At 65.2% G+C, this 23919-nt stretch carries 21 protein-coding genes and 3 tRNA genes; 12 read left to right on the top strand and 12 right to left on the bottom strand.

From position 1 onward, the window contains the following. Positions 1–176: 176 nt before the first annotated feature. The 4 genes from FVW27_RS13960 to FVW27_RS13945 form a co-directional block, all read right to left on the bottom strand. The gene (locus FVW27_RS13960) at positions 177–851 is read right to left on the bottom strand and encodes an ABC transporter permease subunit (protein WP_167126171.1); all 675 of its coding nucleotides are present in this window, start codon (positions 849–851) and stop codon (positions 177–179) included. Then, a complete protein-coding gene (locus FVW27_RS13955) occupies positions 851–1636 on the bottom strand; it encodes an amino acid ABC transporter ATP-binding protein (protein ID WP_167126168.1) in 786 nt (261 codons plus the stop codon). Before FVW27_RS13955 ends, FVW27_RS13960 begins: the two co-directional genes overlap by 1 nt. Before the next feature lie 10 nt (positions 1637–1646). Beyond that, positions 1647–2327 carry an amino acid ABC transporter permease gene (locus tag FVW27_RS13950; protein ID WP_167126165.1) on the bottom strand — a complete coding sequence of 227 codons (681 nt, stop codon included), beginning with the start codon at positions 2325–2327 and terminating at the stop codon, positions 1647–1649. A gap of 207 nt (positions 2328–2534) precedes the next feature. Then, on the bottom strand, positions 2535–3284 hold the full coding sequence (locus FVW27_RS13945) for an ABC transporter substrate-binding protein (RefSeq protein ID WP_167126162.1): 750 nt from the start codon (positions 3282–3284) through the stop codon (positions 2535–2537). A gap of 316 nt (positions 3285–3600) precedes the next feature. Here FVW27_RS13945 and FVW27_RS13940 point away from each other — a divergent pair, with 316 nt between their 5' ends. Then, the gene (locus FVW27_RS13940) at positions 3601–4173 is read left to right on the top strand and encodes a flavin reductase family protein (protein WP_012612698.1); all 573 of its coding nucleotides are present in this window, start codon (positions 3601–3603) and stop codon (positions 4171–4173) included. 147 nt (positions 4174–4320) lie between these two features. Further along, the gene (gene wbaP, locus FVW27_RS13935; protein ID WP_167126159.1) at positions 4321–5733 is read left to right on the top strand and encodes an undecaprenyl-phosphate galactose phosphotransferase WbaP; all 1413 of its coding nucleotides are present in this window, start codon (positions 4321–4323) and stop codon (positions 5731–5733) included. A 148-nt stretch (positions 5734–5881) separates the two neighbouring features. Here the strand turns inward: wbaP and FVW27_RS13930 are convergent, their stop codons facing one another. The 5 genes from FVW27_RS13930 to FVW27_RS13910 form a co-directional block, all read right to left on the bottom strand. After that, positions 5882–7003 carry a glycosyltransferase gene (locus FVW27_RS13930; RefSeq protein WP_167126156.1) on the bottom strand — a complete coding sequence of 374 codons (1122 nt, stop codon included), beginning with the start codon at positions 7001–7003 and terminating at the stop codon, positions 5882–5884. A gap of 198 nt (positions 7004–7201) precedes the next feature. Then, complete coding sequence (locus tag FVW27_RS13925; protein WP_208294794.1) at positions 7202–8914, bottom strand: SulP family inorganic anion transporter; 1713 nt, start codon at positions 8912–8914, stop codon at positions 7202–7204. Positions 8915–9676: 762 nt separating this feature from the next. Next, the gene (locus FVW27_RS13920) at positions 9677–11029 is read right to left on the bottom strand and encodes an AraC family transcriptional regulator (protein ID WP_167126153.1); all 1353 of its coding nucleotides are present in this window, start codon (positions 11027–11029) and stop codon (positions 9677–9679) included. Positions 11030–11187: 158 nt separating this feature from the next. Next, on the bottom strand, positions 11188–11424 hold the full coding sequence (locus FVW27_RS13915; protein WP_167126150.1) for a hypothetical protein: 237 nt from the start codon (positions 11422–11424) through the stop codon (positions 11188–11190). Between the two features lie 225 nt (positions 11425–11649). After that, positions 11650–12507, bottom strand: coding sequence for an SDR family oxidoreductase (locus tag FVW27_RS13910; protein ID WP_167126147.1), 858 nt, complete (start codon positions 12505–12507; stop codon positions 11650–11652). Positions 12508–12591: 84 nt separating this feature from the next. On the opposite strand from FVW27_RS13910, the gene FVW27_RS13905 reads away from it, so the two are divergent. Beyond that, complete coding sequence (locus FVW27_RS13905) at positions 12592–13056, top strand: winged helix-turn-helix transcriptional regulator (RefSeq protein ID WP_167126144.1); 465 nt, start codon at positions 12592–12594, stop codon at positions 13054–13056. A gap of 106 nt (positions 13057–13162) precedes the next feature. Here FVW27_RS13905 and FVW27_RS13900 read toward each other — a convergent pair. The 3 genes from FVW27_RS13900 to FVW27_RS13890 form a co-directional block, all read right to left on the bottom strand. Beyond that, positions 13163–13239: transfer RNA gene (locus tag FVW27_RS13900), tRNA-Asp, on the bottom strand. A 99-nt stretch (positions 13240–13338) separates the two neighbouring features. Continuing rightward, positions 13339–13415 (bottom strand) — tRNA-Asp (locus FVW27_RS13895). A gap of 6 nt (positions 13416–13421) precedes the next feature. Beyond that, positions 13422–13497 (bottom strand) — tRNA-Val (locus tag FVW27_RS13890). 449 nt (positions 13498–13946) lie between these two features. Here FVW27_RS13890 and FVW27_RS13885 point away from each other — a divergent pair. From FVW27_RS13885 to FVW27_RS13845, 9 genes are all read left to right on the top strand, one after another. Then, positions 13947–14147 carry a hypothetical protein gene (locus FVW27_RS13885; protein WP_167126142.1) on the top strand — a complete coding sequence of 67 codons (201 nt, stop codon included), beginning with the start codon at positions 13947–13949 and terminating at the stop codon, positions 14145–14147. A 37-nt stretch (positions 14148–14184) separates the two neighbouring features. Further along, positions 14185–14973, top strand: coding sequence for a polysaccharide deacetylase family protein (locus FVW27_RS13880; protein ID WP_167126140.1), 789 nt, complete (start codon positions 14185–14187; stop codon positions 14971–14973). A 561-nt stretch (positions 14974–15534) separates the two neighbouring features. After that, on the top strand, positions 15535–16719 hold the full coding sequence (locus FVW27_RS13875; RefSeq protein ID WP_167126137.1) for an ABC transporter substrate-binding protein: 1185 nt from the start codon (positions 15535–15537) through the stop codon (positions 16717–16719). A 322-nt stretch (positions 16720–17041) separates the two neighbouring features. Beyond that, positions 17042–17968, top strand: coding sequence for a branched-chain amino acid ABC transporter permease (locus tag FVW27_RS13870; RefSeq protein WP_012612707.1), 927 nt, complete (start codon positions 17042–17044; stop codon positions 17966–17968). Next, complete coding sequence (locus FVW27_RS13865; RefSeq protein WP_167126134.1) at positions 17965–18906, top strand: branched-chain amino acid ABC transporter permease; 942 nt, start codon at positions 17965–17967, stop codon at positions 18904–18906. Before FVW27_RS13870 ends, FVW27_RS13865 begins: the two co-directional genes overlap by 4 nt. Then, positions 18903–19625, top strand: coding sequence for an ABC transporter ATP-binding protein (locus FVW27_RS13860; RefSeq protein ID WP_167126131.1), 723 nt, complete (start codon positions 18903–18905; stop codon positions 19623–19625). The genes FVW27_RS13865 and FVW27_RS13860 overlap by 4 nt, the downstream gene beginning before the upstream one ends. Then, positions 19618–20322: an ATP-binding cassette domain-containing protein gene (locus tag FVW27_RS13855; RefSeq protein WP_167126128.1), complete on the top strand. Its 705-nt coding sequence runs from the start codon at positions 19618–19620 to the stop codon at positions 20320–20322. Before FVW27_RS13860 ends, FVW27_RS13855 begins: the two co-directional genes overlap by 8 nt. A 39-nt stretch (positions 20323–20361) precedes the next feature. Further along, complete coding sequence (locus FVW27_RS13850; RefSeq protein ID WP_167126125.1) at positions 20362–21015, top strand: CBS and ACT domain-containing protein; 654 nt, start codon at positions 20362–20364, stop codon at positions 21013–21015. A 548-nt stretch (positions 21016–21563) separates the two neighbouring features. Then, positions 21564–23744, top strand: coding sequence for a glutamine synthetase III family protein (locus FVW27_RS13845; protein WP_167126122.1), 2181 nt, complete (start codon positions 21564–21566; stop codon positions 23742–23744). The last annotated feature ends 175 nt before the right edge of the window (positions 23745–23919 follow it).

Below are 23919 nucleotides of genomic sequence, written 5' to 3'. Positions count from 1 at the left end.
AAGCACGATGGCGGCGCGGTGGGCGTCGGTGAGCACGAAGCGGCGAGAGGAATCGGAGGTCGGAGGCAGGTTGTGATCAGGCATGTCGGCACGCTGGTCCGACCGCGCGTCAGGCGGCGTACGCCGCCGGCTCCGTCCCCGGGCGGGGCCGGAGAGGAAAACCGGCTCGCGGCGCGCTACTGGCGCGGGCGGCCGAACCCGGGAATGTGGAAGCGCTCCTCCACCTTGTGGAGCAGCCACGAAGCCACGGTGACAAGGAACAGGTAGTACGCGCCCACCACCAGGAACACCTCTGTGAACCGGAAGGTGCGGGACGCGAGCACCTTGGCCTCGCCCGTGAGCTCGATGCACGTGATCACGTAGGCGAGGGACGAGTACTTGATGAGATAGACAATCTCGTTGCCGCAGCCCGGCAGCGCACGCCGCACGGCCTGGGGCACCACGATGGAAATGAGCGTCTGCATGGTGCTGAAGCCCAGCGCCTGGGCTGCGCTGAGCTGGCCCTGGCGGATGGAGAGCAGCGCACCGCGCACGTATTCCGAGTTGTAGGCCGCGCTGCACAGAATGAAGCCCAGCACGGAGGCGGCGTACGGTTCGAGGTAGATGCCGATGTTGGGCAGGCCGAAATAGAGGATGAACAACTGCACCAGCAGCGGCACTCCCCGGAAAAGGGCGGTGTAGGCGTTGGCAACGCGCTGCATCCACGGCTTGCCGAACACCCGCACGATCCCGATGATCACCCCGAACAGCAGACCGAACACGGCGGAAGGCACGATGAGCTTCACGCTCATCCACAGCCCGGCGTTCAGCGAGGGGAACACCCGGTCGACGAGGAAATCGACGTCGAACACTAGCTGCACTCCTCGCACAGATCGGTCAGGCGGCTGCAGAAGTCGGCGGTGCGGGTGCCGGAACCGGGGGCCAGCAGTTCCGCCGGGGACCCGCGCTCGATGATGCTGCCCCGCTCCATGAACAGGATTTCGTGGGCCAGGGCGCGAGTGAAGTCCATCTGATGCGAGGCCATGACCATGGTCATGCCGCCGCGCGCAAGGTCACGAATGACCGCCAGCACTTCGCCCACCAGTTCGGGGTCGAGGGCAGAGGTAGGTTCGTCCAGCAGCATGACCTTGGGGTCCATGGCCAGGGCGCGGGCAATGGCCACGCGCTGCTTCTGGCCGCCGGAAAGCTGGGCCGGGTACAGGGTGGCGCGGTTGGCCAGGCCCACCCGTTCCAGTTCGGCCATGGCCCGTTCCGCGGCGGCCTTGCGGCTCATGCCGCGCACCTTGCGCAGGGCGATGGACACGTTGCTCAGCGCGTCCAGGTGGTCGAACAGATTGAAATCCTGAAAGATCATCCCCACCTGCTGGCGAAAGGCGTACAGTTCGGACTTGCGCGAGGCGTCCACCACCCGCCCTTCCAGGCGAATGTGCCCCTCGTCCGGCGGGATCAGGTAGTTGATACACTGCAAGAGCGTGCTCTTGCCCGCGCCGGAAGGCCCGATGAGCACCTTCAGTTCGCCCTTGTCCACATCCATGGAAATGTCGGACAGGATGCGCTTGCCGCCAAGGGTCTTGCCGATGTTCTCGAGGCGCAGGATGGGAGTGCCGGACGTGGTAACGCTTTCGGGCGTGGCCATGAGGATATCCTTATAGCGGTCCGTGGCTGGCATAGCCCGGAATGTGCAACTTGTGTTCGAGACGGCGCAGCACCTTGAGCCCGATCAGGGTGATGACGAAGTAGAGCGCCCCCGCCGTCATGTACAGCGGCAGGTGCTCGTAGGTGCGCGAGGCCACGAAGTGGGTGCGGGCCATGATCTCGGGCGTGCCGAGCACGAAGGCCAGCGCGGAATCCTTGAGCAGGATGGAATATTCGTTGGACCAGCCGGGTATGGACAGGCGCAGGGCCTGCGGCAGGACGATGGAACGGATGGCGGTGCCGTCGCTCATGCCCAGGGCGCGCGCGGCGCGCAGTTGCCCCTGCGGCAACCCCTGAATGGCCCCGCGAAATATCTGGGATTGGTACGCCGCGCTGGTCATGCCCAGCACCAGGCACGAGGCGGTGAAGGCGGAAAGGTTCAGCCCGATGAGCTGGAACAGACCGAAATAGAACAACAGCAGCAGCACCAGAATGGGCATGCCCCGGAAGAACCAGACGTAGAACCCCACGGCAAGCCGCACGGGCAGCGCCCCGTACACCTGGGCCACGGACATGGGCACGCCAAGCACAAGCCCCAGCGCCATGGCCCCGAACACGGTGGCTACGGTGACGAGGGTGCCTTCCAGAATGTACGGCAGGGCCTCTATGATGGTGGTAACGCTTTCAAGCATGGACGCGGGCCGGGCGGCCCCCCCTTTTTTTACTGTGGCGCGCCGGGGCGCAACGGGTTGCATACCCAAAAAAGGTCCGGAAGGCGACAGGATATTTCCCGCGCCTCCCGGACGGACATGCCTGGCTGACCGTGACCGCCGATCATGGCCGACCGCACGGTCACCACCGGGGCCGGGTGCGGCTGCACCCGACCGCCGTCGGCCCGATTACTTCTTGGCCAGGTGCTTCTGCTTCAGCTGTTCCCAGTAGGGGTCGGCCATGAGAAGCTTGTAGCCGTCGTTGATCATCTTCAGCAGTTCGGCGTCTTCCTTGCGGGTAGCCACGCCGAAGTCTTCGGGATCGCCGTACACGCCCACGACCTGGATGGCCTTGCCCTTGGAGGCGGCGTCGTCGGCGGGCAGGTTGTCCATGGTTGCGGCGTCGATGCGGCCGTTCAGCACGTCTTCGATGGCCAGCGGGGCGGAATCGTAGAAGCGCAGGTCATAGCCGTAGCCCTTGGCTTCCTTGTCCTTCTGCAAGGCTTCGGCCTCGGAGGTGCCGCGCTGCACGCCCAGCTTCACCTTGCCCTTCAGTATCTGGTCGGCGTTGAGGGTGGAACCCTTCTTGGCGATGAAGACCTGCTTCACGTTCCAGTAGGGGTTGGAAAAATTGACCTTCTCGCGGCGTTCTTCGGTGATGGACATGCCGGAGCAGACCATGTCGATCTTCTTGGCCAGCAGGTTGGGGATGATGCCGTCCCAGTCCATGGGCTGGTGGGTGACCTTGAAGCCCATCTTCTTGGCGATCCAGTCCATGGAATCCACGTCGAAGCCAGCGGGCTTGCCGCTTTTGTCCACGTAGGCGAAGGGGGGATAGTTGGCGTCGATGCCGTTGATGTAGGCCTTCTCGGCAAAGGCCACGCCGCCAAGCGCAAGGACCAGGGCCAGGGCCGCCACAAGGGTGGTCATTCTGAACATGCTTGTGCTTCCTCTCGTTCGTTGAACCGTTGCTTCACCACGCCCGCGCGCGGGGCCCGTCCCCGACACGCATACCCGGCCACGCATACCCGGCCATGCATACCGCCATGCGAACATGCCGGAAAAGCTAAATTTCTTCATTTCGCTACCAGAAACGGCATGCCCGCGCAAGCGCCGCTGGCGTGATTTTGACAATTGCGTCGCCACTTGCCTTGCAGCGAGGGGCAAAGTCTGCCAAACTTGCGCCCAGCGCCCAGCCGCACCCGAACCTCGCCGTCCGGCGCTGGCGGCGCCATCACCCCAAACGAGGTCGGACATGAAGAAATCCCTGGGTGCGCGCACCCTTGCCTATCCCACTCCGCTCTTTCTCGTGGGCACCTACGACCGCGACTCCCGCCCCAACATCATGGCGGCGGCGTGGGCGGGCATCTGCTGCTCGCAGCCGCCGAGCATCGCCGTTTCGCTGCGCAAGGCCACCTATACCTACCGGTCCATCACCGAACGCGGGGCCTTCACCATCTCCATCCCCTCGCGCGCCTACGTGCGCCATGCGGATTACGCGGGCATCTATTCCGGCGAGAACGAAGACAAGTTCGCCTCGCTGGGGCTTACCCCGGTGCCGGGCGAACATGTGGACGCGCCCTACGTGGGCGAATTCCCCATGGCCATCGAACTGAAGCTGATCCACCAGATAGAGATCGGCCTGCATACCCAGTTCATCGGCGAGATCATGGACGTGAAGGTGGACGAATCCTGCCTGCGCGATGACGGCCTGCCCGACATCAACAAGGTCGACCCGGTGATCTTCGCCCCGGTTTCGCGCGAATACTACGCGGTGGGAGAATTCCTGGCCAAGGCGTTCTCCGCGGGCAAGGGACTGCGTTCCTGAGCATCAGGCAAAGAAAAGCTGCGCGGTGCCGCACCGGTTGCGGCACCGCGCAGCTTTCCTTTATAGAAACATTTCGGTGCAGAACTTCAGTGCGCCGTACGAACCACGGAACGACATCCAGAACAAACCGGCCCTCCCCGGATGCCCATGACACTCTGCTCGATTCAGGCCGCCCCCTGGCGCACGACGCTGCTGCTGGCACTGACGGACACCGCCGTCATCATTTGTGTCACGCTGGCGGCAACCCTGCTGCGCGACTTGGCGGGCAGCGGCATCCAGTGGGAATTCTATCCCCGCCTGCTGCCCTTCCTGCTGTTGTTGCCGCTGTTCAACGCCGTGTTCGGGTTGTATGCGGCCATCACGCTGCCCCCACCCCAGGAACTGAAAAAGCTCACCCTTGGCGCCACCATGGCCTTTTTGTGCGCTGGTTCGTTCATCTTCTTCGCCAAGGGGGGTGAACGCTATTCGCGTGTGGCCTTCCTGCTGGCGTGGTTGGGATGCACTGTGGCCCTGCCACTGTGCCGCCACTGGCTGCGCACCCGTCTTGCCCGGCACGCCTGGTGGGGAGTTCCCGCCGCGATCCTGGGCGGCGGGGCAGCTGCCCAGGAAGTGGCGCGCACCCTGCATCAGCGCCCCCTGCTGGGTCTGCGCCCCGTGGCGTGCGTCCCGCCGGATGGCAGGCCGGCCCCTTCCGGCGAGGAGTGTGACCTGGCCTGCTGCGCCAACGATGAGGAAGCCGTACGGCGGTTTCCCCGTGCCTACGCCCTGCTGCTGCTCGACAGCTTCGCCGACGGCGAGGCTCGCCACCGCATCGAGGAAGCCACGGCGCGGTTCCGCAACGTGCTGATCATGCCCCCCTTCTCCACGGGCGGTGCTCGCCTGTGGGTCAGCGCCATGGACATCGGCGGCCTGCTGGGCCTGCTGGTGCGCCAGAACCTGCTGGACGTCAACCGGGTGCGCCTGAAGCGGGCCATAGACCTGCTGCTCACGCTGGGCACCGCCGTGCTGGTTCTGCCGCTGATCCTGGCCATTGCCGTATGGATTCGCATGGACAGTCCCGGCGCCCCCCTCTTCACCCAGCGGCGTATCGGGCAGGATGGCCGCGAGATGCACATCCTGAAGTTCCGCACCATGGTCCAGGACGCCGAATGCGTGCTGCGCGACTGTCTGGCTGCAAATCCCGGATTGCACGCCGAATGGGAGCGCGACCAGAAGCTGAAGTGCGACCCCCGGGTAACCCGGGCCGGGGCCTTTCTGCGCAAGACCAGCCTGGATGAGCTGCCCCAGTTGTGGAACGTGTTCAAGGGTGAAATGAGCCTTGTGGGCCCGCGCCCCATCGTGCAGGACGAAGTGGCCAAGTACGGCGAGGTGTTCAACCTGTACACCCGCGTCAAGCCGGGCATCACCGGGCTGTGGCAGGTTTCTGGCCGTAACGACGTAAGCTACCAGCAACGAGTGGAAATGGACCGCTACTACATCTGCAACTGGTCGGTGTGGTTCGACATCTGGATTCTGGCCAAGACCGTGCCCGTGGTGTTGCAGCGCAACGGAGCGTACTAGAGGCTGCTTCTGAATGGCTTTCCAGCCCGTTTTCGTCGGACCAAAGACAAACGCATGAAGGCCGGGAGAGTGCTCCCGGCCTTCATGCGTTGCGGGGGTTGTGCGCCCCGCGTGGCGGCACGCAACGCATCCCTCAACGTCTCAATGCCTAGGCCCTGCCCGGCCCCGCCACATCCCGCAGGGCCTCTTCCACCACCGCGCCGAATTCCGTCCGGAACCGTTCCTCGCCAAAGTTCCGGGCATGCGCAGCGATGTGCAGCGGGTCGAACCGCTGTTCCTCGCGCTCGAAGCGATCCAGCGCGGCCACCAGCGCATCCACGTCCTGTGCGTCGAAGAACAGCCCCGTCTCGCCGTCCACCACCGTCTCCAGCGCCCCGCCTCGCCCGTAGGCGATGACCGGTCGCCCGGAAGCCATGGCCTCCACCGGCACCATGCCGAAATCCTCCTCGCCGGGGAACAGCAGCGCGCGGCTCTGGGCGTAGATGGCGCGCATGGCGTTGTCGTCCAGCCGCCCCACGAAGCGCACCGTGGGACCGGCCACGGCCTCCAGCGCGCGGCACATCTCGCCTTCGCCCGCCACAACCAGCGCACGGCCCGTGGCGGTACAGGCCCGCACGGCCAAATCCACCCGCTTGTAGCCCACAAGCTGGCCAAGGCACAGGTAGGGTGCCCCTTCCGCGGGCCGCGAAAGCTCGGCTGGCGCAAGGGCGCCCACTTCGACAGGAGGGGTTACGACGACCGCATCGCGCCGCCAGTGCTTGCGGATGCGCGCCGCCACCGTCCGCGAATTGGCCACGCAGCGGTCCACCCGCATGGCCGACACTGCGTCCCACATGCGCAGGTAATGGAACCACGGACGCATCATGCCCCGCGTGAACCAACCGGCCTCTTCCAGATAGTCATGATAGAAATCCCACAGGTAGCGCATGGGGCTGTGGCAATAGCAGACATGGGGGGTGTCCGCGCGGGTCAGCACCCCCTTGGCCGGGCCGGATTCGCTGGAAATGACCAGGTCGTACCCGCGCAGGTCCAACTGCTCCAGGGCCAGCGGCATGAGCGGCAGGTATTTCTTGTAATGGCGCACCGCGCCGGGCAGACGCCCGATGAACGTGGTGCGGATGTCGTGCGCCAGCAGTTCGCGCGAAAGGCGGGTGCGATCGGCCACATGGGTGAAGATGTCGGCCTGCGGGTACATGCGGCACAGCGCCTCGACCACCTTTTCGCCGCCGCGCATGCCTACGAGCCAGTAATGTACGATGGCTACCTTCATCCTGCCTCCGGCCACATGCCGTCATTGCCTGAATGTTCCATATCCATGGCCTTGTAGCGCGCCCGGCAGGTGGGCGTCCAGCGCGGGTTGACGCTCGTGCCTGCGCCGCACCCCACTCCCCCTCCGCACATGCGAAACGCCCCGCCGGTGCCCACCGGCGGGGCGTGGTCATGCATCCTCCCGACCATTCCGAGGGGATTATTTCTTCACCGTGGGCGCCACGCCGTGCTTGTCGGCCAGCAGGCGCACGGCGTGCTCGATGGCCCGGTCCACGTTCTCGAACACGTTCTCGCGGCCTATCATGTCCAGGGTGCCGAAGCGCTGCATCATGTTGCGGGCGGCGGGCCGCACGCCGGACAGCAGCAGCACGGTGCCCCGGCGGCGGCAGGTGCGGTAGAACGCCTCCAGCGCATTGGCCCCGGTGGAATCCACCGTGGTGGCCTTGCGCATGCGCAGGATGAACACCTCCGGCTGCTTCTGCAACGCCTGCGATACGCTCTGGAAGCGGTCCGCCACGCCGAAGAAGAACGGTCCGTCGATCTCGTACACCTGCACCCCGTCGGGCACGGTCAGTTCCGCCGTTTCACGCCCCTGGATCACCGGCTTGTCGTCGATGGCGCAGGAGCAGATGGCGGTCACCTCGCTCATGCGGCGCATGAACAGCAGCGAGGCCAGCATCACCCCCACGTACACCGCCACGGTCAGGTCGATGACCACGGTCAGCACGAAGGTCAGGCACATCACCGTTATGTCGGACTTGGGCGCGCGCAGCAGGCGCAGGAACTTGTGCAGTTCGCTCATGTCCCACGAAACCATGATCAGCACGGCGGCCAGGCTGGCCAGCGGAATGAACGAGGCCAGCGGCGCAAGGAACAGCACGAAGGCCACCAGCACAGCCGCGTGCACCATGCCCGCTACCGGGGTCTGCCCGCCTGAACGGATGTTGGTGACCGTGCGCGCGATGGCCCCGGTGGCCGGAATGCCCCCGAACAGCACCGAGGCGATGTTGGCCACGCCCTGCGCGGTCAGCTCGACGTTGGAGTTGTGCTTGTCGCCGGTCATGCCGTCGGCCACCACGCACGAGAGCAGCGATTCGATGCCCGCCAGCAGGGCGATGGTCATGGCGTCGGGCAACAGTTCACGCACCCGGGCAAAGGTGAACGTGGGCCAGACGAAGCTGGGCAGTTCACGCGGGATGCCGCCGAACCGGCTGCCGATGGTTTCCACCTGCAACCCCAGCGCCCACACGGCAAGGGAGGCCACGGCAACACCCACCACAGGCGCGGGAATGCGCGGAATGAACCGCCGCGTGGCCAGGATGCAGGCCAGGGCCAGCCCGGCAACGCACAACGTGGTCGTGTTGATGGTGCCCAGGTGCTCGGCATAGGCCATCCATTTGTCGAAGAATTCCGGCGGCACCGCATCCATCTGCAAGCCGAAGAAGTCCTTCATCTGCGACGAGAAGATCAGCACGGCGATGCCCGCCGTGAACCCGGTGGTGACCGGATAGGGAATGTACTTGATGAGCACGCCGATGCGGCACAGGCCGAAGATGAGCAGCATGGCCCCGGCCAGCAGGGTGGTGATGACCAGGCCGTCATACCCGTGCCGGTAGATGACGTTGTAGATGATGACCACGAAGGCGCCGGTGGGCCCGCCGATCTGGTAGCGGCTGCCGCCCAGCAGCGAAATGAGAAACCCGGCCACGATGGCGGTGAACAGCCCGCGTTCTGGCGTGGTGCCCGAGGCAATGGCGAAGGCCATGGCCAACGGCAGGGCCACCACGCCAACGGTAAGGCCCGCCAGCAGGTCGCGGATGAATTTCTGCGTCGAATACCCGGCGCGCAGTTCGGTGATGGTGCGCGGCAGAAAGGATGTCGCCTCGTCGCCCATGTTGTCTGTACCAGCCATTGCCGCTCCCTTGCTTGCGCGCGCCGGGGTGGTGCATGCGCCCCAGGCACCGGTGGCGCCGTCATTCACGAACCGGATGCGGCAGCCCACCGCGTCCGGCCCCGATCAAGAGTGCGCCACGCCCCGATTGACGCGCGTACTCACTCGCAAAAACTGCCTACGTTCCGCCGGACATGCCGCACTATGCCTTGTCCCGACGGGACCGCAGGTCAGCGGGGGTGCGCACCGCGAACTGCGGCGGCGCTGCTGTTTTCAGCAGTAAGTAAAACACGCACCCCAAAGCCCGGTCCATTACGCCCGGTACGCGGCATTGGCAAGCGGACAGTTATGGTTCACCATTTCAGCCTCTTATAATGTATTATACAAGACATCGCGCCCGCACGTTGCGCACCTTCGCCTCCTGGCGGCACGGGGAGGACTCCGGTGTCTGGCAACCGGCATCACACGAGCCGCCGAGGTTGCCGCCGGTCGGGACGCACATGGCGGAGATATCCGAAAACACGGATGCCCGAGTGCGCGAAAAGCCGAGGCGCACGCAATCTGGCAGGCGTGCGGCACGCCCCCCCCCCTACATGTCCACCACGCGGACCGGAAACAGAAGAACCGACCACAGGCCATCGGCCCATGCTCGGTTCCTTTGAAATTGCAAAAGGGATGCGTACGGGCGCGTCAGCCACACCGCCCGATGCACGACCGACACCCACCCGATGAAGGGCAGCCTTCCGAAAGGTGGGGGCGGGACAGGCGGCGCAGCCCTCGTGGCTACAGCGGCCGCACCGCCACGCAGATACCCACGTCCCACGGGCCTTCCGGAGGGCAGCCCAGCATGTCGTGGTACAGTTCGTAGCCGGGGCGGTCATCGCACTGCCAGCCGCTGGCGGGCAGCCACTGGGTGTACATGTCGTTCCAGGCCCGAAAGAATCCGTCGCAGGGAATCATGCTGCGGTATTCCGCGTACAGTCCGCCGGGCAGGGTCTGCACGCTGATGCCCGCCTCGGCCAGTTCCAGCGCGTCCACCTCCGGCCCGATGGCGATGCAGGCGTCATAGCGGCAGTTTTCCGGCGGGGTCACTTCCGGGTTGTCCCAGCTCACGCCAAATCCCGGCACGCCGGGCCGCATCAGGCCGCGCTGCCCGGCCCAGGCCATCAGGCGGCCCCACACCGGACCAATGGTTTCGCCGGCATAGGGGCCGATGTGCCGCAGGTAGGCCACGCGATAAGCGGGCTTTTCCGTAACTTCCACGTTCATGGCATCACTCCTTGCGCTGTCCGGGTCCAGCCGGACGTGTGGCGGACCGTCCGGAAACCACGGCATGTCCCCGTGCGGGGGCACCGTGCCGGACAGGACCGGTGTATCGGGCGATTCCGGATGCTGCGCCACGGGACCGGTCGCCCCGTCGCGCCCGGCTGCCTCGTTGTGCCCGGCTGCCTCGTTGTACAAGGACGATTCGTACACCGTGCCGCCGGGCGGGGCGTTTCGCGCCTTGCCATTCCCGGCGTGCGCGCGAAAGGGATCGGCCAGCAGGCCGTGCGCCCCTTCCCGGTCCGCGCCGGTCTGGTAATGGCGACGGCGCCGGTACTCGCTGGGCGTCATGTCGAACCGTTCGCGAAAGGCGCGGGCGAAGTTCTGCGACGAGGAAAACCCGCAGTACATGGCCACGTCGGTCACGCTCAAGGCGGGGGCAAAGGCCAGCATGTTGGCCGCGCGGTCCATGCGCAGGCGGCGGATGAACGCATGCAGCGTTTCGCCCACCAGCCCGGCAAAGATGCGGTGGAAATGAAAGGGCGAAAAGGGCGCGGCCCCGGCCAGTTCATCCAGGGTGAAGTCGCGCGCAGGGTCCGCCACGATGTAGTCGATGACCCGGTTGATGCGCGCCTCGTAGCGGCGCAGGGTGTCTTCGCGCAGGGGCAGGCTTTCCGGGCGGGGCAGGCCGAAGGCGGTATCCGTGCCGGGCGGGGCATAGTCCGCGAAAACTCCCGTGGACGGCGTTGGGGATGCGCCCTGCCCGGCAATGTCCACACCAAAGGGACCAGCAGAAAGTCCGGTGGAGGGGGCGATTCCGGCTGTAGCCTCGGGGATGCTTTCAGGAGATGTGTCGAACGGAGAACGCGTCATGGAAGTCTCCGGGGCGGAGGGAAATGTCGACCGGAAAGCACACCGCGAAAGATTTCGGCAAGGGCACGTAACGGAGCGCGCAGGGCACAGATCGATCTGTCACGCCGTGGATGTCGCACGGCACCATCCCCCGGCGCGGGGCATGGCGCCCCGGCAGGTCAGAGCCTGGTATCCTTGGTGCCGGAATAGGTGAAGGCATTGGACAGCATGGCCCAGTGCCCGCCCCTGTCCACGCCCACGACCTGCCCGCAGGCGCACCAGATGCGCCCGTCGCGCTCCTCGGCATCGTACACGCGGGTGATGCGCTCCTTGTGGCAACGCAGCACCTCGCCCTTGCCGAGCTTCAGGTACTTCCAGAGTTTGCGGCGGCAGGCCGCGCAGCGCAGGGTAAGCATGGTCCGTCTGATAGCAGGTGCGGCGAAACGTGTCAGCCATGCCAAGTGGGATGGGACAGGATGGGACGGGATGGGTCAGAATGGCCCGCACCGAACTCTCCGCCCGCGCAACACACCGGGGCCGCGACATTTCTGCCACGGCCCCGATACATCATATGGATATGCGGCCCTTGCGGTTTTCGCGGACTGCGCGGCTCTCGCCGCTCTCCCGTTCGCAAGGACGCACTACGCCTTCTTCAGGGCAGCCTCCACCATTACAGCCAGCGGCGTGGTAGGCCGCCCGATCAGCGCGGAAAGCTGGTGCCCTTCGTCGAACAGGCCGCCCCTGGCCGCGCCAGCATCGGAATCGGCCAGCAGGTCCGCAATGGGTTCCGGCAGGCCCACGCCCACCAGCATGGCGCGGTACTCCGCCTGCGACAGGTTGGTGTAGCCGATCCGCCTACCGGTCTGGCGGCTGACCTCGACGGCCAGTTCCGCCAAAGCATACGAGGTATCGCCCGCCAGTTCGTACACCTTGCCCGCGTGGCCCTCGCCGGTCAGCACGGCCACGGCTGCGGCAGCATAGTCCGCCCGTGCGGCAGAGGCGATGCGCCCGTCACCTGCGCTGCCCGCGAATGCGCCGTGTTGCAGTGCGGCGGGCAGGCTGGCAAGGTAATTTTCGGTGTACCAGCCGTTGCGCAGAAGGACATGCGGCAGACCGGACGCCCGCAGCAGGGCCTCCGTTTCGCGGTGCTCCGCGCCAAGACCCAGCGGTGTGACATCCGCATGCAGGATGCTGGTGTACACCACCAGCCTCACGCCCGCGCGTTTGGCGGCCGCGATGACATTGCGGTGCTGCGGCACGCGCCCGCCCACCTCGCTGGAGGAAATCAGCAGCAGCCGGTCCACGCCAGCGAAGGCCGCGTCCAGCGTTTCCGGTTTCGCATAGTCGGCAGCGCGCACCACCACGCCTCTGGCGGCCAGGTCGGCCACCTTGGCGGGATTGCGCACCGCCGCCACGATATTTTCCGCAGGCACGCGGGCCAGCAGCCCCTCCATCACCAATCGGCCCAGTTGGCCGGATGCTCCGGTTACGGCAATCATGGTCAAACTCCTTTACGTTCAGGGTTGGAGTTGCCAATATATGACTGACACGCACTTTTAGTAAGTACGCACATGAAGGTAAGTATGAAGAAAACTGCCAGCCATCCTGTTCCGGTGTCCGCCGCCCCCGCTCCCAACACCACCCTCACGGCCCCAACGGCCCCGACGGCCCCCACTGCCACAACTGGGCTGGTCCTGCGCGGCAACCTGTTTGCGCAGCAATGTCCGTCGCGGCAGATTCTGACCCACGTCACCAGCCGCTGGGGCGTGCTGATTCTGGTGGCCCTGCTGGAGGGCACGCACCGCTTCAGCGAACTGCGCCGCCGCATCGGCGGGGTCAGCGAACGGATGTTGTCCCAGACCCTGCAATGGCTGGAGGCCGACGGCTTCGTGACGCGCACCGCCTACCCCGTGGTGCCGCCCCGCGTGGAATACAGTCTGACCCCGCTGGGCCGGGAGATCAGCGAGCAGGTGCGCCAACTGACGGACTGGATAGAAGAGAATCTGGGGCGGATTCGGCAAGGGCAGATCGTTGAGGGCATGGAATGACCGAGGCCCGGCAACCCTGCATCGGACAAGACAGGCATCAGGCAAACCAGGCATCATACAACGCAAAAGGGGCGAGGTATTGCTACCTCGCCCCTCGTGCATTCGATGGCGGAGCGGAAGGGACTCGAACCCTCGGCCTCCGGCGTGACAGGCCGGCGTTATAACCGTCTTAACTACCGCTCCGCGGAAACCCGGACACGGATGCCGACCGCAGAGCGGTCTTCCGTGCCGGGAAATTCGGGCTTTAAAAAGGGGGAGCTTGCGCTCCCCCCTCTGGGATCCTGGCGGAGCCGAAGGGACTCGAACCCTCGGCCTCCGGCGTGACAGGCCGGCGTTATAACCGTCTTAACTACGGCTCCGCGTGGTGGTGGGCAGTGCAGGGCTTGAACCTGCGACCCCCGCCGTGTGAAGGCGGTGCTCTCCCAGCTGAGCTAACTGCCCACGTAGGAAGGACTGTCTATCCTCACCCCCCCGAAGTTGTCAACGGAATTTTCCCGGCGCAACGCATTTTTTTGCACCATGCACATAACATAGAAGAATCACAAGATATTTCACTGCAGCCGCCGTATTCTCCAACCCAAAACCGACCATACGCCCACGGCCCACATCACCGGGGGCGGCCTGCCAGAGCAGGCCGATCCGCTCGTGGCGCGGCGCCTGCCAAGGTCTGGCGCCTCCTTCCGTGCGCCCGTCCGCCGTTGCACGCCCGGCGGCTTCGCCCCGCCCTTCCACCATACGCGCACAATCCGCACGCAAGGCACAGACAATCCTTGCGTGCGAAACCGTCTCTCTATACAAAGGTACTCGCTTACCGTCGTCGTGCGCGGCGATTTCTTGCAGCGCCCGCCGCCGGAGACGGAACGTCCTTTTCAGGAGTGCGACGTACGCACATGTTCGACCCCACGGATACCGATGCCGCAGAAGACTTCCCCTGCCGCACCTGCATACAACCGGCCATCGACCACAGCATGCAGCTCACCCTGCTGCTGCGCGACGCAACCGCCTATGCCGACCGGCTGCGCACCCGCTTCGCGGATGAACGCTCTCACGCGCCCCCACCGACGTCCGACACGTTGGCCCGGAGCAACTGACGCCATTTCACGCCGCACCCCCACAGCGGGAGCCCCCATGCTCGCCCAGACCACCGCGCATCCCTTGCATGCACCACGCGCCCCGCGCCAGTGCCGCCCCTTTCCTGCGCGCCCCGTGCCCGCACGTTTTCTGCCGTTCCTGTGCGCCCTGCTGGTTGCGCTCCTGCTGCAGCACCCGGCACCGGCCCTGGCCCGCGACCCCTCGGTGCTCGACGGGCTGGCCCTGGCCCAGCGCGGTGTCAGCGCCAACCTGTGCGCCCTCACCTTTGACGACGGCCCCGGCCAAACCACGGAAGCACTGCTGAACATCTTGCGCGACAAGGGCGTACGCGGCACGTTCTTCGTGGTGGGGTCACGCGTGCACCTGTACCCGGACGTCATGAAGCGGCTGGTGGCCGAAGGCAACGAAGTGGGCAACCACACCTTCACCCACACCAGCCTGCGGCAGCGCGCGCCCGTGGAACAGCTGAGCGAGATATCCCGCACCAACGAGGAACTGGCCAAGCTGGGCATCGTGCCGCGCTACCTGCGCCCGCCCTATGGCCGCTACGACAATGCCACCATCGACGCCGCCGCAGCCCAGAGCATGACCATCGCCCTGTGGTCCGTGGACAGCCGCGACTGGCGCAAGCACGACCTGTTCGCCATGTTGCCGCGCAAATCCTTCGGGGTGCGCGGGGTACGCGGCGTATTCCTGTTCCACGACAACCACCGCGAAACGGTGGAGGCCATGCCCGCGCTCATCGACCGCCTGATCGAGGCGGGCTGTACCTTCGTGACCATGTCCGAATACGTGGACACTTCCGGCCCGCTCTGCCTGCACTGATCGGGGCGCACCCCGCGCCCCGCCGCCTTCGGCTTCCTGCCTGCCCCATTCCGGCCCCACCGGCCCTCCGATTCTCCGACTCTCCGCGCTCCAGCCCCGCCTGCGTGCACCAGCCCCGTTGCGACGATTTCGTCGCACCATCCCGTCTTCTCTCCCCCTGTTTTTACCCGCCACTACCCTTCCGCTCCGCGATGTGGAGCGGGCACATCTCCAATGGATTGAACAACCAACCGTATTGATTGCAAATTTTTTTAATAATGAGTGTTATCCAGCCAAAACGGAGCATTACCCCCAGCCAGCGACACCCGCACCACTGTTTGCCGTGTTTACATTCTCGTCCAAACGCGCGTATTGGAACGCCATTACAACTTTCGGCTCGCGAGAAGGAGCCCGCCGCACTTCGCGGCATGGCCGAACCGGGCGTCCCGCCCAGGCAGACCGCCCTTGCGGGCGGATGTCGACGCCCCTTCCCGCCGTGCCGCCGCCTCGTGAGCGCATGCCCTCCACCCGGTCCCATGGCCGGTTGGCGTCCGTTTCCTTCACTTTTCCGGAGGTCGAACCATGCGCAACATCCTGCTGGCCCTGTGTCTTTCCCTGTGCCTCGTCCTGCCCGCCACGGCTCTTGCGGCGGACCTTGCCCTCAGCGTGCCGTTGCCGCTTACCGGCGGCCAGGCCAAGTTCGGCGAGATCATCAAGAAATCCATGGAAATCGCCACCGAGGAAATCAACGCCAAGGGCGGCGTGAAGGGCGGCAAGCTGGTGCTGCGCTTCGAGGATTCGCAGGGCAAGCCCGAAATCGCCCGGTCCATCGCCGAAAAGATCATCGACGTGCAGAAGCAGCCGCTGCTGTTCGGCGAATACACCTCGGCCTGCGCCAAGGCCGTGGCCGCCGTGGCCGAGGAACGCAAGACCCCTTACGTGGTGGTCGCCTCCGCAGCCGATGAAATAACCCAGCAGAACTACAAGTACGTCTACCGCATCAACCCCACCAACGCCTACTACGCCTCCGGCCTGCTTTCGTTCATGGACAAGGTGGTCAAGCCCAAGACCATGGTCATCCTGTACGAATCGTCCGACTTCGGCACCTCCGGTGCCGAAGAGATGGCCAAGTCCGCCGAAAAGGCGGGCATCAAGGTGCTGATGAAGGAAAAGTACGAAAAGGGCGCGGTGGACTTCAAACCCGTGCTTTCACAGGTAAAGGCTCAGAATCCCGACGTCATCTACATGGTTTCCTACGTCATGGACGCGGCCCTCCTGATGCGCCAGATCAAGGAACTGCGCATCGACGCGCGCCTGTTCGCGGGCGGCGCCGCCGGATTCGCAATTCCCGAATTCATCGACAACGCCAAGGACGCCGCCGAGTTCGTGGTTACCGCCACCCTGTGGAGCCCGCAGGTAAGCTACCCCGGCGCGCGCGACTTTGCCGAAAAGTACAAGGCCGCCCACGGCGACTACCCCTCGTACCATGGCGCGCTGGCCTATTCTTCGGTGTACGTGGTCAAGGACGCCGTGGAGCGCGCCAAGGCCCTGACCACCGAGGACATCAATGCCGCCATGAAGGGCGTGGACATGATGACCGCCTTCGGCCCGGTGAAGTTCGAAAGCCGCGACGGCTACCAGAACCAGAACTTCATCGACACCCTTGCCTTGCAGGTGCTGCACGGCAAGCACGAGACCATCTGGCCCGAACGCTACGCCAGCGCCAAGCCGGTGTTCCCCCTCCCCAAGTGGCGTGAACGCAAGTAGCGCCATCCGCCACGTCGTGACCACACGGCGGCGGAGTGCCTCCCGCCGCCGTGCGACACACCGGCCCGACGGGCCGTCCACCGTGGCTGATCCCCGTCCGCCCCTCCGCACGGCTGCCGGTGCCGGGTTCGCATAACCCGGCACCGACAGGACGGAGGCCCCATAGCCGGACCGCCCCGCGCGCAACGCCCACCCTTCCGGACTCTGGACGAGCCTTCCTGCGCAGGGTCGCGCATGCCCGTCCGCCGCCGCACGGACAACCCGCCGCCAGTCAACACAGGCCAACTGACTCAGGCCAACCAAATCAGGGAGGTCACGCCCCATGTGGGTGCAAGCCGAAGTGTTCCTGCAAACCCTTGTCGCCGGCATCCTGCTCGGCGGCCTGTACGCGCTCATCGGCATCGGCATGACGCTGATCCTCGGCGTCATGAAGATCATCAACCTCACCCATGGCCAGCTGATGATGGTGGCCATGTACATCGCCTTCTGGCTGTTCACCCTGTTCGGCATCGACCCATACGTGTCGCTGCTCATCGCGCCGCCGCTCATGTTCGCCTTCGGCATGCTGATCCAGAAGGCGCTGGTGAACCCGGTGCTGCGCGTGGAATCCATCCTGCCGCACAACCAGGTCATCCTTACCGTGGGCATCGGGCTGGTGTTGCAGAACGTGGCGACCATCCTGTTCACCTCCGACTACCGGTCCACCCCGGTGGACTACGCATCCACTGCCTTCTACCTGTCCGACCTGTGGGCGGGCACGCCGGTTGAAATATCCCTGTCGCTGCCGTGGGCTGTGTCGTTCCTGCTTTCGGTGGTGATCACCGTGCTGCTGTGGTTCTTCCTGGCCCATACCGATACGGGCAAGTCCATCCGCGCAACGGCCCAGGACAAGGACGCCGCCCTGATCATGGGCGTGAACGTAGGGCTGATGCGGGTCATCACCTTCGGTCTCGGTTCGGCGCTGGTGGCCTGCGCGGGCTGCCTGTTCATCCCCATCTACTACCTGTTCCCCGCGCTGGGGTCGCAGTTCACGCTCATCGCCTTCGTCATCACCATCCTTGGCGGGCTGGGGTCCACGCTGGGCGCCATCCTGGGCGGGCTGATCCTGGGCGTGTTCGAATCCATGACCGCCACCTACGTGGGCATGGGCTGGGCGCCGGTTGGGCGCTTCGTCATCTTCGTGGCCGCGCTGGTGTTCCTGCCGGGCGGCGTCGCCTCGCTCCTCAAGACCAGGAAGCTTTCGAAATGAAAAACAACCTCGTTCCGCTGGTCGTGCTGGCGGTGCTGGCCGGGCTGCCGCTGCTGGGCCTGAACAGCTACGTCATGCACATCCTCATCCTGTCCATCATGTGGACCCTGGCGGGCATGGCCTGGAACCTGCTGGGCGGCTACTGCGGCCAGGTGTCGTTCGGGCATGCCGCGTTCTTCGGCATGGGCGCGTACAGCGCGGGCCTCATCCACCTGCACCTGGGCCTGTCGCCCTGGTGGGGCTTTCTGGTCAGCCTGCCGCTGGTGGCGCTGGTGGCACTGGCCATGGGCTCTGTGGTGCTGCGGCTGCGAGGCCCCTACTTCGTGCTGGCAACCCTTGCCATCGGGGAAGTGCTGCGCATCACCTGTGAAAACCTTACCGATTTCACCAAGGGCACCCTCGGCATCATGATCACCCGCACCTGGGTGGAAAAGACGCAGTACTACTACATCATCCTGGGGCTGGCCCTGCTGGGCTTCATGGTGTGCCGGGCCATCGTGCATTCGCGCTGGGGATACTACTTCGTGGCCATCCGCGAGGACCAGGACGCCGCGGAATCCATGGGCATAGACACCACGCGCTACAAGACCATCGCGCTGACGGTCAGCGCCATGCTTACCGGCCTGGCCGGGGCGTTCTACACCAACTACATGGGGTACATCGATCCCGGGGTGGTGTTCTCGCTGGGCGAAATCTCCATCCTGATCATCATGGTGGTCATGGTGGGCGGGGTTGCCACGCAGTGGGGCCCGGCGCTGGGCGCGGGCATCATGGTTATCCTGGCGGAATACATCCGCTCGCTGCCGCTCATCGGCGTGGCCTACCAGACCATGTTCGGCGTGCTGCTCATCGTGATCATCATCTACCTGCCCAACGGGCTGGTGGGTGACTGGCCGGTGCTCCGGCGCAAGCTGCTGCGCAGGGGGGCCACGGCATGAGCATGCTCGAAATCCGCAAGCTGTCCATGTTCTTCGGCGGCTTGGCCGCCCTGCACGACGTGAACTTCGACGTGCGCCAGGGCGAAATCCTGGCCCTCATCGGTCCCAACGGCGCAGGCAAGACCACCCTGTTCAACTGCGTGAACGGCTTCTACAACCCCTCGGAAGGGCAGGTGCTGTTCAAGGGCCAGCCCATATCCGGGCTGAAGCCGCACAAGGTCTGCCAGATGGGCATTGCCCGTACCTTCCAGGTGGTCAAGCCGCTGTCGCGCATGAGCGTGTTCGACAACGTGCTGGCGTCGGCCTTCCTGCGCAACCCCACCCGCAAGGGCGCGCAGGATGTGGCCGACGAGGTGCTGCACTTCACCGGGCTGTGGGACGACCGCGACCAGTTGTCCAAGGGCCTGCCGCTGGGCAAGCGCAAACGGCTGGAAATAGCCCGCGCGCTGGCCACCCAGCCGGAATTCCTGTTGCTGGACGAATCGTTCGCGGGGCTTAACCCGGCGGAACTGGACGTATCCATCGACATCATCCGGGGCATCAAGCAGCAGGGCATCACCGTCATGATCATCGAGCACCACATGAAGGTGATCATGGCCATTTCGGACCGCATCGTGGTGCTGAACTTCGGCCAGAAGATCGCCGAGGGCTCGCCCGCGGAAATCAGCGCCGACAGGCAGGTCGTTGAAGCATACCTGGGGGAGGAGCACGGTGCTTGAGGTTCGCAACATCGATGTCGCCTACGGCGACGTGCAGGTGATCTGGGACGTCTCGTTCCGGGTGGGCCAGGGCGAGATTGTGGCCATGATCGGCGCCAACGGCGCGGGCAAGTCCACCATCATGCGCACGGTGTCGGGCGTGCTGCGCCCCGGCAAGGGCCAGATACTGCTGGCGGGAGAGCCCATCCACACCGTGGAACCGTACACCCTCATCGAAAAGGGCCTGGCCCACGTGCCCGAGGCGCGGCGGCTGTTTCCGGAAATGAGCGTGGAGGAAAACCTGGACATGGGATCGCTGCGCGGCAGGGCACGCAAGGAGAGAGCACGCACCAAGGAGCGGGTGTTCTCCATCTTCCCGCGCCTGTCCGAGCGGCGCAGGCAGGCTTCCGGCACCCTGTCCGGCGGCGAGCAGCAAATGCTGGCCATAGGCCGGGGACTGATGGCCCTGCCCCGGCTGATCATGTTCGACGAGCCATCCCTGGGCCTTGCGCCCATTCTGGTACAGGATATCTTCAATGTCATCCGCACGGTGCGCGACGAAGGCATGACCGTGCTCATCGTCGAGCAGAACGTGCGGCAGACGCTGGCCCTGTGCGACAGGGCCTACGTGCTTGAAAACGGGCGCATCACCCAGGAGGGGGCCGGGGCCGACCTGTTGCGCGACCCCCACGTGAAGGCCGCCTACCTCGGGGTGTAGCGCGCCGCGCCGCCCCGCCATTTTCCAACGGAGGTTCCCATGCTGGTCAAGGACTGGATGACCACCCACGTCTACACGGTAACGCCCGACGATTCCATTTCGTACGCGGCGGGCATGATGCGCGAGCGCAACGTGAAGCACCTGCCGGTGGTCGAAAACGATCTGCTGGTGGGCATGCTGTCCGACCGCGACATCAAGGCCTACCTGCCCTCCAAGGGCACATCGCTGGACATCTACGAAATCAACTACCTGCTGGCCAAGACCAAGGTCAGCCAGGCCATGACCCGGCCGGTGGTCTCCATACCGGCGGAAACGCCCATCGAGGACGCGGCCATGATCATGCACGATCGCGACTTCGGCTGCCTGCCGGTAACGGAGGCTGTTCCCGGCGGCCAGCGGTTGACGGGCATCATTTCCGACAACGACCTGTTCCGGGTCATGGTGGACATCACCGGCGTGCGCGGCGGCGGGCACCGGCTGGCCCTGGTGCTGCCTGACCGGCCCGGCTCCATCAAGGAGGCGGGCGACCTCGTCCGGGCGCGCGGCTTCCGCCTGCAGAGCATCATGTCCACCAACGAAAAGGCCGCACCCGGCACCCGCTATGTGGTGTTGCGCACCCGGGGCGAAGGCGACTGGGCCGGGCTGATGGAAGACATGGAAAAGAGCCCCTTCCAACTGGTGCACGCGCTGTAGGCGCCACCCCAAGAAAGACACGAGGGCCGGGAGATGATCCCGGCCCTTTTGCGTTGCGCGCCGCATCAACATATATGAGCGGGCAGGGCGCAGACCAACGAGGGGCTGGACCAGGAAAAAGGATTGCCCCACGCCACGCGCCCGCGCATGCCCCCTCATCTGCGCCTCTCCTGCCGCCCCCCCCAGCTTTCCCGCTTGCCACCAAAAGCTGCTGCTGTTACAAGTTTGCAAAAATCATAGGGGCACAGCACCCTATATTTTGTACGAATTTGTAAAATTTGCGTGTTTTTTACCGGCCCCGTGCGCAGGCCGAACTGCCAACCGCACGGAACACCGGTCTTTTTTTTAGTGGACCGCTTCTTGCTTTTGCTTTTGACGTCGCACCGCGCCGACACCCGCCACGTGCCACGCGGCGGAACCGGCACGCCGCCGCACCCCGGCAGGGCGACCACGGGAACAGGGACACTGGCGCGAGCAGGTCGCGCCGGACACATGCAACAAATTTGTAAGCATCGCGATTACCGCAACCCCCTTTCAGGAGAACGTCCATGAGCGGAATCCAGGCCCGTCTGAACGCGATCTCGGCCATCACCAACTACAAGCCGAGCGCGGCCCCCATGAACTTCGCCGAAACCAAGCCCACCGAGCTGTTCGGCTGCAACGTCTTCAACGACAAGGTCATGAAGGACCGCCTGCCCAAGGCCGTCTACAAGTCGCTGAAGAAGACCATCGAACTCGGCGAAAAGCTCGACCCCTCCATCGCCGACGTGGTCGCCAACGCCATGAAGGACTGGGCCATCGAAAAGGGCGCCACCCACTTCACCCACGTCTTCTACCCGCTCACCGGCCTGACCGCCGAAAAGCATGACGCCTTCCTGGTGCCCGACGGCAAGGGCGGCGCACTGGCCGAGTTCAGCGGCAAGCTGCTGATCCAGGGTGAGCCCGACGCCTCCAGCTTCCCCTCCGGCGGTCTGCGCGCCACCTTCGAAGCGCGCGGCTACACCGCGTGGGACGTGAGCAGCCCCGCCTACATCCTGGAAAATCCCAACGGCACCTTCCTGTGCATCCCCACCGCGTTCGTCTCGTGGACCGGCGAGGCCCTGGACAAGAAGACCCCGCTGCTGCGCGCCAACCAGGCCCTGAACAAGCAGGCCCAGCGCGTGCTGAAACTGTTCGGCACCGAAACCAAGCTGCCCGTGGTTTCGTTTGCCGGGGCCGAGCAGGAATACTTCCTCATCGACCGCAATTTCGCCTTCGCCCGGCCCGACCTGCACATCTGCGGCCGCAGTCTGTTCGGCGCCAAGCCCGCCAAGGGCCAGGAATTCGAGGACCAGTACTTCGGCGTCATTCCCCGCCGCGTGCTGTCCTTCATGATGGAAGTGGAGCGCGAGCTGTTCAAGCTCGGCGTGCCGGTGAAGACCCGCCATAACGAAGTGGCCCCCAGCCAGTACGAAATCGCCCCCATCTTCGAAACCAGCAACCTGGCCACCGACCACAACCAGCTGGTCATGACCGTGCTGCGCAGCGTGGCCAAGCGTTACGGCATGGTCTGCCTGCTGCACGAAAAGCCCTTCGCGGGCATCAACGGCTCGGGCAAGCACCTCAACTACTCCATCGGCAACGCCGACCTCGGCAGCCTGTTCGATCCCGGCGACAGCCCGCATGAAAACGCCCAGTTCCTGGTGTTCTGCGCCGCCGCCATCCGCTCCGTGCACAAGTACGGCGCCCTGCTGCGCGCCACCGTGGCGTCCGCGTCCAACGACCACCGCCTGGGCGCCAACGAAGCCCCGCCGGCCATCATGTCCGTGTACCTCGGCGAACAGCTGGCCGACGTGTTCGCGCAACTGAAGACCGGCAAGGTCAACGGCTGCAAGAAGGCCTGCGTCATGAACATCGGCGTGGACGTGCTGCCGCCGCTGCCCATGGATCCGGGCGACCGCAACCGCACCAGCCCCTTTGCCTTCACCGGCAACCGCTTCGAATTCCGCGCCGTGGGCTCGTCCATGTCCATCGCCGGTCCCCAGGTGGCCCTGAACACCATGATGGCCGAATCGCTGGACTACATCGCCACCGAACTGGAAAAGGCCACCAAGGGCGATCCCGCCAAGCTCAACGAGGCCGTGCAGAAGCTGCTCCAGAAGATCATGCAGGAGCACGACAAGGTCATCTTCAACGGCGACGGCTACTCCGAGGAATGGCACAAGGAAGCGGAAAAGCGCGGCCTGCCCAACCTGAAGACCACGCCCGACGCCCTGCCCGTGCTGAGCACCCCCGAAGTGGTGAAGCTGTTCACCTCCTACGGCGTGTTCAGCGAGGCGGAAGTGAAGTCGCGCGAGGAAATCTACCTCGAGCAGTACTGCAAAACCGTGAAGACCGAAGCCAACCTGGTCATCCGCATGGCCCGCACCATCATCTTCCCCGCCGCCATGCGCTACCAGGGCGAACTGGCCGCCACCTGCGCCAACCTGAAGGCCGCCGGGCACGACTACAAGGTGGTCACCCTTGAAGACGTGACCGCCAAGCTGCGCGCCATGCAGGCCGCCGTGGGCGAACTGGAGAAGAAGCTGGAGCACGAGGCCGACAGCACCCACGCCGAAGCCAAGCACATGTGCGACGTGATCCTGCCCGCCATGCTGAAGGTGCGCGAATACGCCGACGCGCTGGAAGCCGTGGTGGCCGACGACCTGTGGGCCCTGCCCAGCTACCAGGAAATGCTGTTCATCAAGTAGGGCCATGCCCTGCCGGACGGCAGACATGCAACGACACGGGCCGCCCTTCGGGGCGGCCCTTTGCGTACCCAATGCCCCAGGGCAAACCGGGCCGCGCCGCCGTAACGGGACGCATGGCCCGCTCGCCTTGCGCTTGACGCCGGGCCCGCCCCCGTCTAGGGCATGAGGCACCACC

This window comes from Nitratidesulfovibrio liaohensis (assembly GCF_011682075.1).
Classification (GTDB): domain Bacteria; phylum Desulfobacterota; class Desulfovibrionia; order Desulfovibrionales; family Desulfovibrionaceae; genus Cupidesulfovibrio; species Cupidesulfovibrio liaohensis.
This window is presented reverse-complemented; position numbering and strand designations above follow the sequence as displayed.